Origin of the sequence: Polynucleobacter necessarius (assembly GCF_900095175.1) — a bacterium.
GTDB lineage: Bacteria > Pseudomonadota > Gammaproteobacteria > Burkholderiales > Burkholderiaceae > Polynucleobacter > Polynucleobacter necessarius_I.
This window is the reverse complement of record NZ_LT606946.1, coordinates 202,061-219,069: the sequence shown is the minus strand read 5'-3', so window position 1 is coordinate 219,069 and position 17,009 is coordinate 202,061. Positions and strand designations below refer to the sequence as shown.

Below are 17,009 nucleotides of genomic sequence, written 5' to 3'. Positions count from 1 at the left end.
ATTTAACAGAGACCTTTTGTAAAAAAATTAATTAGAAAAATTGGCCATTTGATTATTAAAAGAGTTGTCGATGCAATTCAATAACAATTGCTCATAGCCCTCATTTATATTACACGGGAAATTGATGATAGTTGAACAGATCTTTTCAGAAACCTCGCAGGAACCACTTACATACCCAATATTTTCTAATCCATCTGTTGCACCAACAATTGGTTGCCGAAACCATACCCAGTTTACATCTATGTATTTTTTGATTTTTTGCGATATCTCATGAGATTCGTCTCCTGATAATACAAAACGCAGCGGTACAATATCTCTCGTAGTATCACTGTAAACCTCAGGTAAATATGAGCAATATTCATTTTTTTTAATTATTCCAATGATACTTGCGAGTAATTTTTTTCTAAAGCTTTCCTTCTTATCCCATCGATTTAATTCAAACGTACCTAGCAATGCCAAAAAAGCAGGCATCTTAGCAGGGTATGGATAACTTTCATTATTAGATAAAGGTTTATTATTATTTTCATCAAAAAAAATGTTTTGGTTACCCGTCCAAATGCTCGCCCAAATGCTTCGCAATTTAGAAAATATTTCCGCACGTGGGTATCTATTGGGCATGTAATGTCTTTTCTCAAATATCATTTGGTTATAGAGATTTGTTTGATGCTCAAAAGAAAGTGAAGGAGACATACTTGATATATGATTAACCTTCTCATGAATTTCAGTATCTCGCGTATATAGTATTCCGCCGATTATTGTATTTAGGGGCTTACTGTGATCAAAAGAAAAAATTGCTGCATCACCCCAGTTACCGACTTTAACTCCGTTTATAGATGAATTAAGTGAAAGTGCACAGTCTTCAACAACATAAATACCATGCTCTTTAGCAAGTTGGATGATAGGTTCAATGTCGCACGGAATTCCAAATGAGTGTTGCGCAACAATTAACTTTGTTTTTCTAGTTATTACTTTTTGAATGGCAAGAGAACTTGATCCAAAGGTTTTGCTATCAACATCAGAAAATACTGGAGTAGCACCTCGCTTCATTATTGCATTGACCATTACAGAGCAAGTAAATGCAGTCAATATAACCTCATCCCCCTTAGTTATATTGAGACATTCCATTAATGCATAAAAGGCCATTCGACCTGAAGCAAAACTTGAAGAAGACCCCCGCCCAACCAGTTTTGAAAACTGATCTTCAAATTCTAGTATTACACTCTGTTTTTCACTTTTATTCTTAGTCTCCAGCATCATCTTAATCTGGACCATTTCCCGATCATTTAGATATGAATGACAATGCACAAATCCAAATTTATAAGGCAAAGCAGCGCTTCGAAATCGCTCAGTAAGTTTCTCAAAAAAATTAAGCCGTATTATTTTATGCAATTATTATCACTCCATTTTTTTAGAACAAACTCATTCGACCTGATGCAAAACTTGAGGACTGACCTTGCCCGTCTATTCCGCATACCTTAATCCGTTCATCTTGTTTTTCTCACGCTGCGCACCCCATAATACGCACGACCGTACATCTCGCGCCACACCTGTTCAGTTTGATTCAAAGCCCCCGCACTAGGGAGAAAATCCAGGATTCCCAACTCACTGCCAGCTGATACCTTGAAATCTACCGGAAATGGCGTCACTTTCAGACCCGCGTGCTCAAACAACCCTTGTGCCCTCAGCATATGTAAGGCTGAAGTCACCAGCAACACATGCGGATGCGCCCCTCGTCGCCCTGTGTCAACGAAAGATCGCTGTAACAGAAGTGCGGCAACAGCTTCGGCTTCCTCTGCCGTATTCACTACCGCGCCGGTGGTAAACATACTCTTAGCCGGCACGCCCAGGGCTTTGGCGTATTTGATCAATAACTCACCCTCTGGCTTGGCCTTGGGCTCCCACGGCGCCCATCCTCCGGTAAAAATCAACAGTGGCGCCTTGTTCGCTTTGAACAATTCTACGCCGCCAAAAAATCGATTGGCATCGGCCCATTCGCTTACTGCCGCCACACCCGGCGCGACAACTCGGCCGCCACTCAACACCACGATTGCATCTACTCGTGGGGCGTCAATGGCTAGTCTTCGCTCCGCCCAAGTCTCTGCAGATCGAACCAATAAGTCGCTAACCAGCGGAGTGCTGCTCAACCAAAGTACGGCTAGCCCAACCCAGATAAACGATCGGCGTCTGAACAGTAGCCCGGCCATGACAAGAATCAGAGTAATGCCAACAGGCAACAGGAAAACTGGCAGAATTTTGTGAAGATATATTTGCATTACCGCCCTTAAATTTGCGCACTGCTGGTAGACTTAATTTAATATTTAATATTTAATATTTAATACTTGATACTTGTTTCAGGCGTTTTTAATTTGTCCTGTAAAATTATTGCTAGCCCTACAGAGAATGGCCTTCAGAGTAGTTACAGGTTCATTTTCACTTCTTGCATACTGATTACAAAATATTTGACGCACACGCTGGACCTCTTCACTAGCCCACCATTTATCAATATCACCCCAATTTAAGGCAACAAACTCAGCGGCCTGCTTAGGAGTATCGGCAATTATTCCAACACCTCTCAAAAGTTCATAATAGGGTTTTGCCACAGGCAATAAATGATCAAGTCCCCCATGCCAAAAGCATAGGGTTGGGATATTCAAAGACAAAGTTTCCAATATGCCAGTAGAGTCGTACGAGTGGACAACTAAACGGCTTTGAGCGGTCAACTTCTCTACTGGCAATATTCCAGAATCTATATGAATTGAAGGGTCAAAATCAGCCCAACGCCTACCGTCGGACCAAGTGGTCAAATGCCAACTGTTATGCAGACGAACAGTAAGCATTCTCTTAATTTCTGCAGGTAACGCATTAACAAACTCAAACTGCTCTTTGTAATACACCCCATGCTCATAATAAGTATCAAATGGATCGCACATATGCTGTTGATACACCTCAATTAGTAGCAGCCCTCCATTCAATGATCTATTTCTTTTTTTCTTACCTGCGGTTTTAAAAATAAAGGCTGGGATATCTTTAGTTTTATCATATTGCCACCCCCAGGTTAGAAAATTATCTGCTGATTGACGCAAAGGCCACTTTTCATTCCCAATATATATATGAGTCCCATATTGATTTCCATGCTGACCAATATAATAAGGTATTTTCTGTTCCGTTTTTTTAGCAGTCCAGGCTTTAAATATCTCATCATTATCGAAACTAGTTGAAGTAAAAATGAACTTTGGCTTAGTAGGCCAGGGTAAGGAATCAGCCTGATTGCATAGCTTTGAATATCCCTCTAAATAACAAATTGGTATAGTTTTCGGCAATTGACGTCGTACGAAATTTTCAAATCCAGTATATCCATCTGTGTTAATTCTAAAAAGATATCGTAGATCTTTATTTAACGGGGTGAACTGTATGGGTGGGCTTTCCCATAATTGAGGGCACTGCCCAAAAGAAAAATTAAGCTTGGCTTCTTGCCATCTTGGCAAATAGGTATTAAAAATATAAGCGTGCTTGTTGCTTTTAAAAGATGAAAGTAAACGAGAAATGACATGCCTTGCTTGCTTATAGAAAGATTTCTGGTTCGCTTGAACTCCATTAGTATGAAATCTAAAACAGTCTATCTCGCCATCAACTAAAGATAAATATTCCAACTCACACCCACCAAGATGTTGCAATACATCTTTATAAAAAATATGATTCCAAAGTGGGGAATTGCAAGCGTACAAAAAGTTAATTGAGTCATCTGTAGCCAATGTGTAATCTTTCAGCGCAAAGACCGTAGTACTTTTTATCTTATACTGATCAATAACATTCTTAATGGTGAAATATCTATTAAAACTTACCGCTACGTATCGCTGAAGCCAATAGCCCAGAAGAATATCCCAATAACGCTGAGAATGGTTCACTTCATGCATCCTATTGAGAGCAAGAGTTAATTCCCCCAACAAAATGCGTGACATCTCTTGCACGTATTCAATGTGTATTTTTTTCTGATCTATAGAAAAATTAAATGGGGGAGCGACGATCGCATCAAGGCCAGACCAATGTTGTGCTCTATCATAAAGCCGACACCACTCACCGAGAAATAGTAATGGTTGATCTGTTTTCCATGACCGCTCATCAGATGTGGTAACCAAGTGCCTTTGGATCATTGGCATATTATTAAAATTAAGCATATCTCGCTTCGGATATTATTTTTATGGGACATGGCCATGGTTATATTTGGTGGATTCAACCGCGAAGTGTAACTTTGATAAATGTGTAGTGGCTAAGGATGTTTTAGCATTCAAAGCTTCTAAACCTGCAAGTCAAAGTAGCCATGACCTATCAACACCTTTGCTAAACTGAACGATATCAGATTTATATTCTCATGAAAGACGGAAAAACCCAAAGCAAGATTTTTAAGCTGACGGATAGACATAAGTCGACCATTAGCCGAGAGCTCTTGCGTAATACGGGTGGCAAAGGTTATCGCCCCAAGTTAGCTACTCTGTTGACATAAGAGCGCTCCTTAGGCTTTCGTAACGCTACTCGAATTACCCTTACCATCTGGAATGAGGCGATTAATTGCCTGGGAGAGCGGTGGAGCCCAGTGCAAATTGCCAATTATGTAGGCATTAGCCATGAGACGATTTACCGTCATGCTATGTCGATAAAGCGATTGGCGGTAGCCCGTATCAACGGCTGCGCCACCAAAAGAAGCGTAAAAAGCGCTATGCCAGTGGTCGGGGACGCAGAGGCCAGATCATCGGCAGAATGCCCATTAGCCAGCGCCCAGCCCATATGAGGATCGAACCCAAGTTGGTCACTGGGAAGGTGACACCGTCATTGGAGCCCACCACAAGCAAGCCGCAGTGACTTTAGTAGAGCGTAAGAGTGGGTTATGCCCTCATCACCAAAGTCATCAATAAAACCGCTGATTTAGTAAGTACCGCCATAATTAGCAAACTGAGTCCCTTAGCCCCACTAGTCAAAACCATTACTTTTGACAAACGGAAGGAATTTGCAGGACACGGCAAATTTTATGCTGCATTAAATAGCACAACGTACTTTGCCGATCCTTTTGCCAGCTGGCAAAGGGGATTGAATGAAAACTTCAATGGGCTGCTAAGGCAATACATCCCAAGAAAAGACGGTTATGGACTGTAACGGATGAGGAGCTTAGAATGATCCAAGATAAATTAAACAACCGACCCAGAAAGCGATTCGGATTTAGAAGTCCGAATGAAGTCTTTACTCAATCCTTAAACCGTGTTGCACTTCGTGTTTGAATCCACCTTTTAATCAGATCATGAAGACCCCAATAAATCGGTAGTATGTTAGATCATCTTATATTTGCATGTCTGAAGTTTTGATATGCTGGCTTTACCCACTCACATTACAATTTGTATTTTGGAGGCGGCTATACGCATCATAGATAAATACTGATCATCAACAATCTCAAAGTTCTCATGATATTTTTCTTGCGTATTGAAATACTCTTCAAACGACATTGATTTGAATAGAGAAGATTTTGAACCTTTTGGCAGCAACACAAGGATATCAAGATCGGCAGCAACACCTTTAATTCGATTAGCATAAGTAATGTCTGCATTTTCATACTTTGGAATATCATCCGCATAAAAGTGCCCTCCCATAACGGGGTTACCTAAGTAATCACAACCAATCAAGATAGCTTTTGAGAACCCCATATATTGAGCAACACCCAGCATCATATCTAACGCGCCAGTACACCTGCCGAATTTACCACTTAGATCGAAGCTTTCAGAAGATTTTGCTCCACCATGATACCAATAACTCACATTTCCAAATCTATGCATAAACGCATAATAATTCGTTATGGAACAAAAAAAGCGTGATTTTTTATTACGCTTAATGATTTTCATCATTATCTTACCAATATAATTTCTCACAATCGCATCTGAGCGACTATCCCTGCGTACTGGATAGAAAAAATAAGGTTCAGGCACGACACAATAATCTAATCCAAATTTAACCATACGATTATCGACGAGAGAAAATGTACACCCAATTGAGGGCATTTTTGTAATATCGGCAATGTTATAGTATCTCAGTGATGCACCATTTCCAAAAATCAAACACGTCTCACCACTATGAAGACCTTTCCATTTTGTGTTTTTTTGAATGATTGACATATGAAGCAACCAGAAAAAAATTATTTTGTTTTTTATTAATTCTAATAATCGGTACATCATTGCACTTTATCAGCCTCACACATATTGTAATTTAATGCTGCTTTAGGCTTGTAAAAAACAAGGAATGCCAAATTGACATTTCCACCCTTTTTTAAGCACCCTCAAAACACTCTAGCCAAAAAGATTTTCAAATCAACCGCGTAAAAACTAGACGGCACTAATCTGACCGTTGCGTCCAGTATTGTCGGATTTTCTACTTAGAGTTTAATATCCTGCTCGCTTGGCAAATCTCTCAACTAGATGTCATTCAACTTTTTCAAAGTAGGCAGTCAACATATTCCCAGGAAACGCATGGCCGGCTTCTCTTAAAGATTTTGAATCTCCAATATTTTTTACATTTGCTAAATAATTTAGCCTATCCTTTTCCCAGTTTGCATAAGGTGTTTCAATATAAGGATGCGCCAGGCATTTAAGAACCAAACCAGCTTTAGCAAGCAAAAAAGATAGTGATGTGGGTGTAAATTGGTGTATATGCTCAGGGCATTTAACTTGATTCCAACCATCTTTATAAAATGAAGCAGGAAATGATGTGAAATCTGGTGTTGCAGAAATAAATAAACCTCCGCCTACTAATAATTTATTATTTAGGAAATCTATAAGATTGTTATGATTTTGTATGTGCTCAATAACGCCCCTCATTGTTATAAGGTCAAATTTCCCGTCAATATTACTGACCTGATCAAATATTTTTATTTCAGTCTTGTTTAATTTGACATGCTCAATATGGGATTGATTTACCTCATACCCCACTTTTACCCAAGCAGCTGGCATTGCATCAAGAAAATTCCCGCTTGAGCATCCATAATCTAAAACTCTAGAAGATTTATTGGCAGTATAAAATTGAGTTAAATACTTAACATCTAATTTATATTGAATTTGCCTTTTCAAAAATACCTCATCTGATGATTCTATATAACCCGCAGCATAATCTTCACGATATAAATTATTAAAATCATCAGCCGAGTATTCTTTATCATGAGAACCATGACCACACCTTATACATTTATAAATAGCAACTGGGTTTCCAAAAAAATCCATGTACTCATAAAAATAATACTTTGAGGCATCACATATTGCACATTTCATATCTTTCATATCTTTCATATCTTTCATATCCTACTCATTTAATTGTTTTTTAATGGATCACAAAAAACTATCACTTACTGCCTTTGTTGGTGGACACCTTCGCCGAAGTAATGTCTTGCTATTTGTGTTAACTTCTACACTCAAGCTTCAGATAATACATAACTGCTTATGTCAAGCTAAATCTATTTAATTTAATTAGTAACTACTAATACTTATTTTTAAAAAATTTATCTATATACTAACGCCCAATCATAGGGTATCTCAACATCACTTGGAGAACGTCTCACAAGCTCATCAGGGCTATGAGGCAAAGTAGAACAGTTCGCTACAATTGAAGCTGTTGTTCCAACACTTTTAAAACCATTCCAAATCATAGGCGGTACTGTCACCAACATATAGTTTTCGGGGGAAATGAAAAATTCTTGAATTTCACCGCGTGTAGAACTTTTTGGGCGATCATCAAATAATACAAACTTGATTTCGCCATATATAACAGCATAATTCAAGGTCATTTCTTTATGCAAATGCCATGCCTTTACTACACCCGGATGTGTGCATGAAAAGTAAATCTCTCCAAATCGTGAAAATACAGGCGAGTCTTCACGCAGCATGTGCATAACTTTGCCGCGCTCATCGAAAATTTGCCGTAATGGCGTTAGTATTACACCTTCTATCATGTCAGCTCCGGAAAGAAATCATGAATTTGCGCTCGCGTAATTTGTTCAGCATTACCGCCATTCATTACGGTTTTATACCAAAGCGCTGTTGACTCCAAAGTCATCTCTGCATTCCAGCGGGGATACCAATCTAGTAATTGATGGGCTTTATCACAATTCAACTGAAGCAAGCGCGCTTCATGTACCTGTGCTGGAGATTCAACAACTTCAATGCGGCCTTTACCTAAATGACCAATAATAACTTCCGCCACATTCTGAACCGTACGAACTTCATTGGTAGAAGGGCCAAAGTTCCACGACCCACCCCAACGCTTAGGTTCTTCATACAAACGTGCACTCAACAACAGATAACCGGCAAGTGGCTCTAATACATGCTGCCAAGGGCGAGTAGCGCCGGGGTTCCGCAAGCGAATGGGTGCACCTGCCTCAATAGCCCGGATACAATCGGGAATTATGCGGTCAGTTGCCCAGTCACCACCACCTATCACATTGCCCGCTCTCGTTGTCGCAGCTCCTAACGATGGACGTTGCGCAAAAAACGAGCGCGCATAAGATGAAAATATAATCTCAGACGCAGCCTTAGAAGCGCTGTATGGATCACGGCCTCCCAGTAGATCATTTTCTCGATAGCCCCAAATCCACTCTACATTCTCGTAACACTTATCTGAAGTGATATAAACCAGTGACCGTACTGAATCACAGCATCTTACCGCATCCAATAAATTAACCGAACCCATAACATTGGTTGAAAAGGTGGCACCCGGATCATCATAAGATGGTCGAACTAAAGCTTGTGCGGCCAGATGAAACACAAACTCGGGTTGAAATTCTTTCATAGTGGCCGCAAGCATTGAAGCATCTCGAATATCACCTACAACGTGTTTAATTTTTTTATCCAGGTCGAGCAAATTAAAATGATTAACAGTAGTTGCCGGTGGCAATGCAAATCCCATTACGTCTGCACCCATCTCGCTTAACAGAAAGGCGAGCCATGAGCCCTTAAAACCTGTGTGGCCTGTAATTAGAACTTTTTTATTTTTAAAGGATTTATTCAAATATTGTGTATTAGGCATAATTCTTATCTGTTACAAGTATGAGGAGATGTTACCTTGTTTTATTATCAGCTTGATAACGTCTGCAGTACATGATTCTGGTTTAATATTTAATGGCATGACTAGCTCTTTAATACGTCGATATAGGTAGTCTATGCGTATCGCCAATGGCACAGATGAGCCATTGTCTTGCGCCTGCAATAATTCAGTCAGCGCATAACACAGATCGCTGTTTATGCCATCCTGTTTTGTTAGTAATTCTTTATTAAGCCAAGACAACAAAGCAGCGTTATAAAGAAATTTTGTTTGATTAATCGCGTGACTAGCACTTAAACCAATCGACATGTCCAAACGTGAATCAAGAATACCACCTGCGGCTCCTTGGAGAAAGGCCGTCAGCATTCTAGCAACTGGCTTAGGCTTATCAGTCAAGTTCTGATCAGCGCTTAACAGTGTAGCTTCAGAATATATAGAGCCAGGCTCTTTGCCAAAATCCAAAGTTATTTTTTTTTGATCTGTGATTACTTCAATTACCCGTTGGCGAGAATTTCCATTTCGAACGAGTTCAATGACACATGGAATTTGCCCATAAATAAGATTAATTTTTAAATGTGCCCCACCCTTCAAAAAATCCAAATGTTCACATAATAGATCTCTACCAATTACCAAAGTACCCAATATTGAAATGACATGAGGCAGCCAATCTGCATAAATCGGTAGGCCTGGATCATAACTTTTTATTTCACCGTATCTACTTTCAGATTGCGGATCCATCCAAAGAACACGTATAGATACAATTTTGTTTACATCAGCGACATGCTTCGAGAACTCCTCAACATAACTGGCAAAAAGAAAAACGTGAGCAGTAGCCAAGTAAACTTTTCTAGCCAATGCCAAATTAGCCAGACGTTGAGCCGCAACAAAACTTAAACAAAGTGGCTTTTCAACTAAGACCGGATAACCCTGCGTTAGCGCCCATTCCACCGATCTTTCATGGTCACATGCCGCATTTGTGACAATAATGGCAGACGACGCATCAGAAGGAAAGCTTGGCAAGCTAGAAGACACGGATATTCGTTTTTCAAGCCCGCGCTCAGAAACCCATGCCACCATCATTTTTGCATTGCGTGGCGAATGTACTGACAACTTCACACCCAACGGAACGAGATCACAAAGCACTTCAGTAAGTACACGAGCCCATCGACCACCACCAATAACAGCTACATTATCAGGGTAGGCACATGAGTATTGTTCGGGATTAATTAACATCAGGCCTAATTTTAATTACGACACAAATATCCAATACCACTCGCACTTCACTTTGTCGCAAAGTCCTCTGCACTTAAGATATCAACAAGCTTACCAGTATATTTGTGCTCCATCAAATAATGGCGAATTTCCTTAGGGATATGCCATGCCAGATTGAGTAATGGCAGAGTCTGATCTGGTAGAGCAAACAAATCATCATCCGAGCAAATAGGTATTCGCGTACCTGGCAAATAATGCCCCACTTTGAGCGAGCCAGGTTTTTCGTATACAGCAGATATTAAATTCTCGTCCATACCAAGAAGTCTAATTAAAATAGCGGCGCGGCCAGGAAACGCTTTGGCACGTAACTTGCCATATTTTTTGAATTGTTCCTGAAGAAATTGATGCTTCACCCCCAGCCAACTCTTAATATTTTTTCTTAACGTATCGAAATCGTTGAAAAAATTACCTTCACGAAGTGCCAGAGCTGTCAAATTGACAGTATCGGTGTAGTCGGCATTCAAAGAGCTCCCCAGAAAGACACGGATGTTGCCGCCATATCTTGAAGGAAATTCAACACCTGCTAACTTAGTTCCCAAGGTAGATGCCATCTGCACAAACGAACCATAACTATACGTTCTGGGATGCTCGTGATAGAAAGTGTCAAACTGGTTGCCATCAAGCACCGAGCCCAGATAATGATTCTCGATGACAATGACAGTGTTATCAGATATTAACTTTTTTAGTGATCTAAGAACCTCTTGCAGATCTTCAATATGAGCAAACACATTCGTAAAGGTTATAAAGTCTAGTTTACCGTGCGCCTCAACAATGGAATCTGTAAGCTTTTCCGATAGAAAGTTATTATAGGTAATATGGCCTTTTACCTTAGCATCAAGATACGCGTCCGTTGGTTCGATACCAATAGTCAACGCTTCTTGCGCATGGAAAAAATCTAACAAACTGCCGTCGTTACATCCAATATCAAGCACCTTTTTCCCTGCCAGGCTACCAAAGCGTTGAGCACAGGAATCAACCAAGCCCTTCATACCCTTTAACACATCGGCTGTAAATCGCGAACGGTAATGGTAAGTAGCAGGAAACAAATTTTCTTTGGGAACCTGAAAACGCTGATGTGCAGTATTACATTTTTTACAGAATAAGATCTCAATAGGATATTCGATACAGACCCGGTTATCATCAACACTTACAAGATCATCACACATAGGGTGAAGACCTAAATCCAAAACAGATTCAAGCTTGTCGTTGCCACACACCTCGCATGAGTTAATTTCATGAAAGTTACTATTACTCATACTGCGATCTCCTAGAAACAATTATTTTCACCATACGGGCAAATACTCTACGTACGCGCCTTCCAATATCGTACAAAAATGATAGATAAAAATTAGGGTACAAAAATGACTCAAGCAACAATTTGACCGGGCTAACGTAAGAATAGCCAGACTTTTCTTTGTACAGCAATATTTTAATAAAATCTGGTATAAAGTATTTTAGTGCATCGTTTTTACAATACACATATTTCCAATATGGCAGACCATTATTTCGATACTCCTTTAACGCATCTATTAGTCGCACACTCATAACAAGCGGATTTAGATCAGACCATTCCCGCGCCCCAGAGACGCAGACACTTAAGGGTTCTGCATTGAAGTAAGCCTGAGATTTTGAAAAGGCTTTTGCAAAGATTTTTATATGAGGAAATGTGTTATCAAAATGAGAAAATGTTCGTTTATCTAGAAGCGCTTTTGCATCAAGGACATTCGTGTTCCGAATCCATGAATCCCTTCTAAATACGGAATATGACATCATACCAAGAAAGTCAAAGGTAATTTTAGGGTCAATTAACTGTAAAAAAGGTCTTTCACCATCGAACGTAAATTTAGAATATGGGTCCATATTACTAGGCAAATTTACAATGTCAAAGGGCGCAGGAAAACCTTTTATAAATTCCGTAGATATATTAAAAGAATTGACAAAGAAGTAATCAACGGCGGGATGCCCATCAATTAATCTATACAATTTTTCAATAGCATACGGCATTAACATATCATCGTCACCAAGCAACCAAACAAACTCCCCTTCTGCCATTGAAACAACGTTAAGAAAATTTCTTGGGATCCCGAGATTGCTACTGTTTCTTTGATATTTAATATCAATAATTAACTGTGCTGCCCGTACAACATCCTCCGTACCATCTGTTGAATGATTATCTGAAATACACACTTGAAAGTTTAGATCAGAATTTCGTTTACAGCTAATTATGGAATTTAAACAATTCACCAAAAGATTGGCGCGATTATAGGTTGGAATACAAATTGAAAGCTTCATTAGCTAGGCATTTTGGGTATGTATTATTTAGATTTTACGCAGATAATAAGTAATGTCATCAAGTGGTACGAGGTGGCTTAAATATCGCTCATATCGGTCTGGCCATTTATTTGCCAATGCAACAATCAGTCGCTTAGTCCCATGTGTTTCCAATGTTTCATTAAATACAATCCTCTCAACTTTAAATCTTGTTTTAACATAGTCGTAGCGCTGGCAAATAATGTGGTCTGGGTCGTAAAATGCAAATGAGTCCACCGTGAAAAAATGCTGATGCGTTGGATCAATGAATGCATATAACGAACGAAAATAAGGGACGATAACTTTCACCTGCCCTCCCACTTTGCATATCCGATGAACCTCTTCCATCACCCGCATTGGATCATCTAAGTGCTCAAGTACGTTATCCATGTAGATTACGTCGGACCCTTCGTCCGCCAATGGGTACGGAAATACATTCAGGTTGTGAATAATGTCGGCATTATGTCGATCAGAATAATCAACCCCAATTGCACCGGGTCTTTTTTTCTTTCCACAACCAAGATCGAGCGTCATGAGTGGCTGATTCATCTTCTTTTCCTTATATATCTTTGCAAGAGTTTATTGATGCTCAATAGTCATTTCATTGCAATCGCATCTGCAATATTTTCTGCTATTTTCGCCATTCCCTCGGGGGTGAAATGAATGCTATCTACAAAATAACGCTCATCCTGTGGTATTAACTTCGCATTATCAACTAAAGTAATATTGTTCATAAGCGCCAAATCACGCATAACGTTATTTTCTTCTTTTACAATCTTGGCATAAAGAATATGTAGCGACTCTGTTTTAATTTCATCATATAGGTAGTGGCAATACGTGCTTAATATAACTTTAATTCCGTTACTATGGCATATATCGATGATATGCTGCAGATTTCTTTGATATGTACACAGTCCTACAGAAAAATTAAGACTCATATCAAAATCACCTATCGTAACTTGTTCAAGCAGTGAGTTTCGAATACTCGCCGGTAGCCATCGATTTATTAGGAAATTAATAAATTTAATTGGAATATTGGGAATTTGAGCGGCTAAAGCGAATTTCCAATAATTGTCACCTAAATTACATCTCACATGGGAATAATCCGCCTCAAAATCTTTTGTCAAATAAGCTCTAATATCATTATAGGCATGGTATATCACAACAATATCTGGCTGTGTGTCAATTACCTGCAATGCAAACCGAACCATTATGTCAGCAGAATTATAGCCCCCTTGCCCACAGTTATTGACTTCAACCGAAACTTCGATCAAAGACTTGAGTTTTTTTTCTAATTCCAGTGGATACGAAAATACTTGCCCATTTTCCTCAATATAATTACCTGTCGTGGAGGCGCCAATGCAGTTAATGCGAAGTAAACCTTCCGGCTTTGGTACCACAACATCTCTATCTCCGTTGTGGCCATTTGTGAAACCCATGTTATTGGTGGTGTACTGTCCAAAACTAAACCTTCCCTTATGCAATGGGTAATTTACGACACCACTAATTTCAGTTTTAAATTTACGCTTCATGACAAAGGGGATATATGGATGCGGCTTTACATATATTCCATTAAAATTTAGTCTCGGGATCAATTGATAAGGTTCCCCCTTCAAAAACCTGAACCCTAACCTGAAAAGAATTTCCGCAATAAGCAATGAACTAACGACAAGTAAAGCGAAGAACATAGCTTGCTCAGTTAACTCATCCCCCATAATCATAGCTAGTAAAACTGGCAGCAAAATAAAAGTGCTTAGCAATAATAATGAGCCAATTGCTGGCGCTTGCAATACTCGGTGAAAAAAATGATACGTCAGACCACGCAATGAATGAATGTTGGTTTTCATTGCCATTTTTTACCACATGGGGTATATGTCGTCTGTAGAGGCTTTCTTTTTAATTTCAGTTTTACGCCTAAATCCGAACAATTTCGCAATAAAATCAACTATTTTTTGTAACATAATATTCCCGACATAATCTGTTTTTATCAACAGATCCATTGATTACAATCAATCAATCAATCAAGCTCAAAATTATTCTCATAACTTTTAACCAGAGATTGATCCTGAGTTTCTTTCTTTAAAATGCAATTACCTATCGCCAATATCTCAATACCAGTGCCCATAAAACACCTAAAAGCATCTTCAGGAGTGTTAACTATTGGCTCCCCCCGAACATTAAATGATGTATTAACGATTACAGGACAACCCGTCAACTCTTTAAAGCGAGCGATAAGTGAATAGTAACGTGGATTGGTATTCTTATGGACAGTCTGCACTCTAGCGGAATAATCAACATGCGTCACCGCAGGAATCGATGAGCGCTTGATGTTAAGCTTGTCAATACCAAAAAGCATTTTTTCAGAATCTGACATTACTATTCGCTTCTCAGCTTTTACATCGGCCACTAGTAACATATAGGGGCTATCACTATCTAAATCGAACCAACTCGAAACATCTTCACGCAAAACTGAAGGGGCAAATGGTCTAAAAGATTCACGATACTTAACCTTCAGGTTAAGTATCTTCTGCATAGTTGGTGAACGCGCATCCCCAATAATCGAGCGCGCACCTAACGCACGCGGACCAAACTCCATTCTGCCCTGATGCCAACCAATAGCCTTACCTTCATCTAGTGCACATGCGCAAAATTCAATAAAAGCTCTATCATCAAGGGTTTCAAATTTAGCGCCTGCATCTGTCAATCTTTTTTCGATCTCTTTCTGACTATAATCAGGACCAAGATAACTTCCTTTCATTGCATCTCCCTCAGCCTCAACTGATCGAGATTTTCCAGAAAACAGATGGTAGCCCGCCAATGCTGCTCCTAGAGCGCCTCCTGCATCCCCTGCTGCGGGCTGCATCCAAATGTTGTCAAAAATATTTTCACGGAGAAGTTTTCCATTGGCAACACAATTCAGCGCCACTCCCCCTGCAAGACATAAATTGCGCTCCCCAGTCTCTTTGGCAATATTTCGAGCCAGCTTTAGTACAATCTCCTCTGTCACTACTTGAACACTAGCCGCTAGATCCATATCGCGTTGAGTCAACGGCACATCGGCAAAACGTGGTGGCGCACCAAATAAATCATGGAAACGATCATTAGTCATCCTCAACCCTGTGCAATAATCAAAATAGGCCATATTCAAACGAAACGAGCCATCCTCTTTGATATCAATCAAATGCGTTTTAATTAGATCCACATAACGTGGCTCACCGTAAGGTGCCAACCCCATTACTTTATATTCTCCCGAATTGACCTTAAATCCGATGTAGTATGTAAACGCTGAATACAGAAGGCCAATTGAATGCGGGAAATGTATTTCGCGAAGTACTTTCAGATCTCTACCATTACCTATCGCCAATGATGTTGTTGTCCACTCTCCAACTCCATCCATAGTAAGAACCGCTGCCCTCTGAAACGGTGATGGATAAAATGCACTTGCTGCATGACTTAAGTGGTGTTCGGAAAAAATCAATTTTTGCGACCAATTTATATCTCCATCCATTAAAGAAAACTCTTTAATAATCTGTCTTTTATGAAATATCTTATCTTTCAACCAGACAGGAATCGCCTCCCTAAAAGAAGTAAACCCTTTAGGTGCGAATGCAAAATAGGTTTTCAGCAACCTATCAAACTTTGCGAGAGGCTTGTCATAAAAAACGACATAATCAATATCACTGGCCTTAAGTTCTGCAAAATTTAAGCAATACTCTATCGAATTTTTTGGATACCCAAGATCGTGTTTTTTACGGGTAAAGCGTTCCTCTTGAGCCGCAGCAACAATACTTCCATCAATAACTAATGCCGCTGCAGAATCGTGGTAAAACGCAGATATTCCAAGAATTTTCATAAAGCAACTCAAATAAATTAGTTAAAATAACTGGCACTCAATCAAGTCTGTCCAGAACATAAATCTTTATCACTCACTTTGAAATTGATTGCGAGTAAAAAGCAGACGCATCCACAGTTGTTGACGTTTTTTTGATCCAATAACTATCTTCTAAGGCGTTTATTTTTATATTTAAATAATCTTGCCCCAACAATATTCTGAGGCATATCGAAATCGGTGAAAGTAAGCCGAAATACACCACCCCAAGAACAAAGTACAGAATAAATTTAGTCATCACCCCACCTACAATAATATTTGCGAGTTATAGTTTTAATTACAGCGCCTAGCTTGACGAATATAGTGTGTCTCTCAGACAATACATAATGCATAACTTAAAGAGAGGGCAACCTTTCTCATACAGAGGAACAGTGCTGAACTGGCATTCTGATTCTTTTTTTGTTTCAATTTCTGACTGCATTTTTCTTACCCACTGTATTCGTCAACAATCCTTGTACACTCACAGTAAGCC

Annotated in this window: 14 protein-coding genes and 1 pseudogene; 1 reads left to right on the top strand and 14 read right to left on the bottom strand. The window is 39.4% G+C overall.

What is annotated here, in order from left to right; all coding sequences use genetic code 11:
- Positions 1-27: 27 nt before the first annotated feature.
- The 4 genes from DXE44_RS01170 to DXE44_RS01160 all read right to left on the bottom strand — a co-directional run bounded on the left by DXE44_RS01170 (position 28) and on the right by DXE44_RS01160 (position 4,136).
- Positions 28-1,272, bottom strand: a complete 1,245-nt coding sequence (locus tag DXE44_RS01170; RefSeq protein ID WP_114651991.1) for a DegT/DnrJ/EryC1/StrS family aminotransferase — start codon at positions 1,270-1,272, stop codon at positions 28-30.
- Positions 1,273-1,484: 212 nt separating this feature from the next.
- The gene (locus DXE44_RS01165; protein WP_197712792.1) at positions 1,485-2,042 is read right to left on the bottom strand and encodes a YdcF family protein; all 558 of its coding nucleotides are present in this window, start codon (positions 2,040-2,042) and stop codon (positions 1,485-1,487) included.
- 79 nt (positions 2,043-2,121) lie between these two features.
- Positions 2,122-2,295, bottom strand: coding sequence for a hypothetical protein (locus tag DXE44_RS10200; protein WP_197712791.1), 174 nt, complete (start codon positions 2,293-2,295; stop codon positions 2,122-2,124).
- 56 nt (positions 2,296-2,351) lie between these two features.
- Entirely contained in the window at positions 2,352-4,136 is a 1,785-nt protein-coding gene (locus tag DXE44_RS01160) for an LIC12162 family transferase (RefSeq protein ID WP_162785833.1), read from the bottom strand.
- A gap of 233 nt (positions 4,137-4,369) precedes the next feature.
- Between DXE44_RS01160 and DXE44_RS11480 the strand changes: the two are divergent.
- Positions 4,370-5,270, top strand: a pseudogene (locus DXE44_RS11480) (IS30 family transposase).
- A gap of 102 nt (positions 5,271-5,372) precedes the next feature.
- Here the strand turns inward: DXE44_RS11480 and DXE44_RS01145 are convergent.
- The 10 genes from DXE44_RS01145 to DXE44_RS01100 all read right to left on the bottom strand — a co-directional run bounded on the left by DXE44_RS01145 (position 5,373) and on the right by DXE44_RS01100 (position 16,501).
- A complete protein-coding gene (locus DXE44_RS01145) occupies positions 5,373-6,212 on the bottom strand; it encodes a hypothetical protein (protein WP_231970521.1) in 840 nt (279 codons plus the stop codon).
- A gap of 246 nt (positions 6,213-6,458) precedes the next feature.
- Entirely contained in the window at positions 6,459-7,328 is an 870-nt protein-coding gene (locus DXE44_RS01140) for a class I SAM-dependent methyltransferase (RefSeq protein ID WP_114651979.1), read from the bottom strand.
- A gap of 200 nt (positions 7,329-7,528) precedes the next feature.
- Positions 7,529-7,978 (bottom strand): dTDP-4-dehydrorhamnose 3,5-epimerase family protein, encoded by a 450-nt coding sequence (locus DXE44_RS01135; RefSeq protein ID WP_114651977.1) that lies wholly within the window; start codon positions 7,976-7,978, stop codon positions 7,529-7,531.
- A complete protein-coding gene (gene rfbG, locus DXE44_RS01130) occupies positions 7,975-9,051 on the bottom strand; it encodes a CDP-glucose 4,6-dehydratase (RefSeq protein WP_114651975.1) in 1,077 nt (358 codons plus the stop codon). Before rfbG ends, DXE44_RS01135 begins: the two co-directional genes overlap by 4 nt.
- Before the next feature lie 12 nt (positions 9,052-9,063).
- Positions 9,064-10,299: a Gfo/Idh/MocA family oxidoreductase gene (locus tag DXE44_RS01125; RefSeq protein ID WP_114651973.1), complete on the bottom strand. Its 1,236-nt coding sequence runs from the start codon at positions 10,297-10,299 to the stop codon at positions 9,064-9,066.
- 47 nt (positions 10,300-10,346) lie between these two features.
- Positions 10,347-11,594 (bottom strand): class I SAM-dependent methyltransferase, encoded by a 1,248-nt coding sequence (locus DXE44_RS01120; protein WP_114651971.1) that lies wholly within the window; start codon positions 11,592-11,594, stop codon positions 10,347-10,349.
- On the bottom strand, positions 11,587-12,630 hold the full coding sequence (locus DXE44_RS01115) for a glycosyltransferase family 2 protein (protein WP_114651969.1): 1,044 nt from the start codon (positions 12,628-12,630) through the stop codon (positions 11,587-11,589). Before DXE44_RS01115 ends, DXE44_RS01120 begins: the two co-directional genes overlap by 8 nt.
- 27 nt (positions 12,631-12,657) lie before the next feature.
- Positions 12,658-13,197, bottom strand: a complete 540-nt coding sequence (locus DXE44_RS01110) for a class I SAM-dependent methyltransferase (RefSeq protein WP_114651967.1) — start codon at positions 13,195-13,197, stop codon at positions 12,658-12,660.
- A gap of 47 nt (positions 13,198-13,244) precedes the next feature.
- Positions 13,245-14,495 carry an SGNH/GDSL hydrolase family protein gene (locus tag DXE44_RS01105; RefSeq protein WP_162785832.1) on the bottom strand — a complete coding sequence of 417 codons (1,251 nt, stop codon included), beginning with the start codon at positions 14,493-14,495 and terminating at the stop codon, positions 13,245-13,247.
- Between the two features lie 170 nt (positions 14,496-14,665).
- Positions 14,666-16,501, bottom strand: coding sequence for a carbamoyltransferase family protein (locus tag DXE44_RS01100; protein WP_114651963.1), 1,836 nt, complete (start codon positions 16,499-16,501; stop codon positions 14,666-14,668).
- Positions 16,502-17,009: the final 508 nt, after the last annotated feature.

Excerpts from the sequence above, each read along its gene's own strand:
- DXE44_RS01140 (WP_114651979.1), bottom strand. The coding sequence starts at position 7,328 with ATGAAAGATATGAAAGATATGAAAGATATGAAATGTGCAATATGTGAT.
- rfbG (WP_114651975.1), bottom strand. The coding sequence starts at position 9,051 with ATGCCTAATACACAATATTTGAATAAATCCTTTAAAAATAAAAAAGTT.
- DXE44_RS01105 (WP_162785832.1), bottom strand. The coding sequence starts at position 14,495 with ATGAAAACCAACATTCATTCATTGCGTGGTCTGACGTATCATTTTTTT.
- DXE44_RS01170 (WP_114651991.1), bottom strand. The coding sequence starts at position 1,272 with ATGGTCCAGATTAAGATGATGCTGGAGACTAAGAATAAAAGTGAAAAA.
- DXE44_RS01135 (WP_114651977.1), bottom strand. The coding sequence starts at position 7,978 with ATGATAGAAGGTGTAATACTAACGCCATTACGGCAAATTTTCGATGAG.
- DXE44_RS01125 (WP_114651973.1), bottom strand. The coding sequence starts at position 10,299 with ATGTTAATTAATCCCGAACAATACTCATGTGCCTACCCTGATAATGTA.
- DXE44_RS01110 (WP_114651967.1), bottom strand. The coding sequence starts at position 13,197 with ATGAATCAGCCACTCATGACGCTCGATCTTGGTTGTGGAAAGAAAAAA.
- DXE44_RS01100 (WP_114651963.1), bottom strand. The coding sequence starts at position 16,501 with ATGAAAATTCTTGGAATATCTGCGTTTTACCACGATTCTGCAGCGGCA.
- DXE44_RS01115 (WP_114651969.1), bottom strand. The coding sequence starts at position 12,630 with ATGAAGCTTTCAATTTGTATTCCAACCTATAATCGCGCCAATCTTTTG.
- DXE44_RS01120 (WP_114651971.1), bottom strand. The coding sequence starts at position 11,594 with ATGAGTAATAGTAACTTTCATGAAATTAACTCATGCGAGGTGTGTGGC.
- DXE44_RS01145 (WP_231970521.1), bottom strand. The coding sequence starts at position 6,212 with ATGTACCGATTATTAGAATTAATAAAAAACAAAATAATTTTTTTCTGG.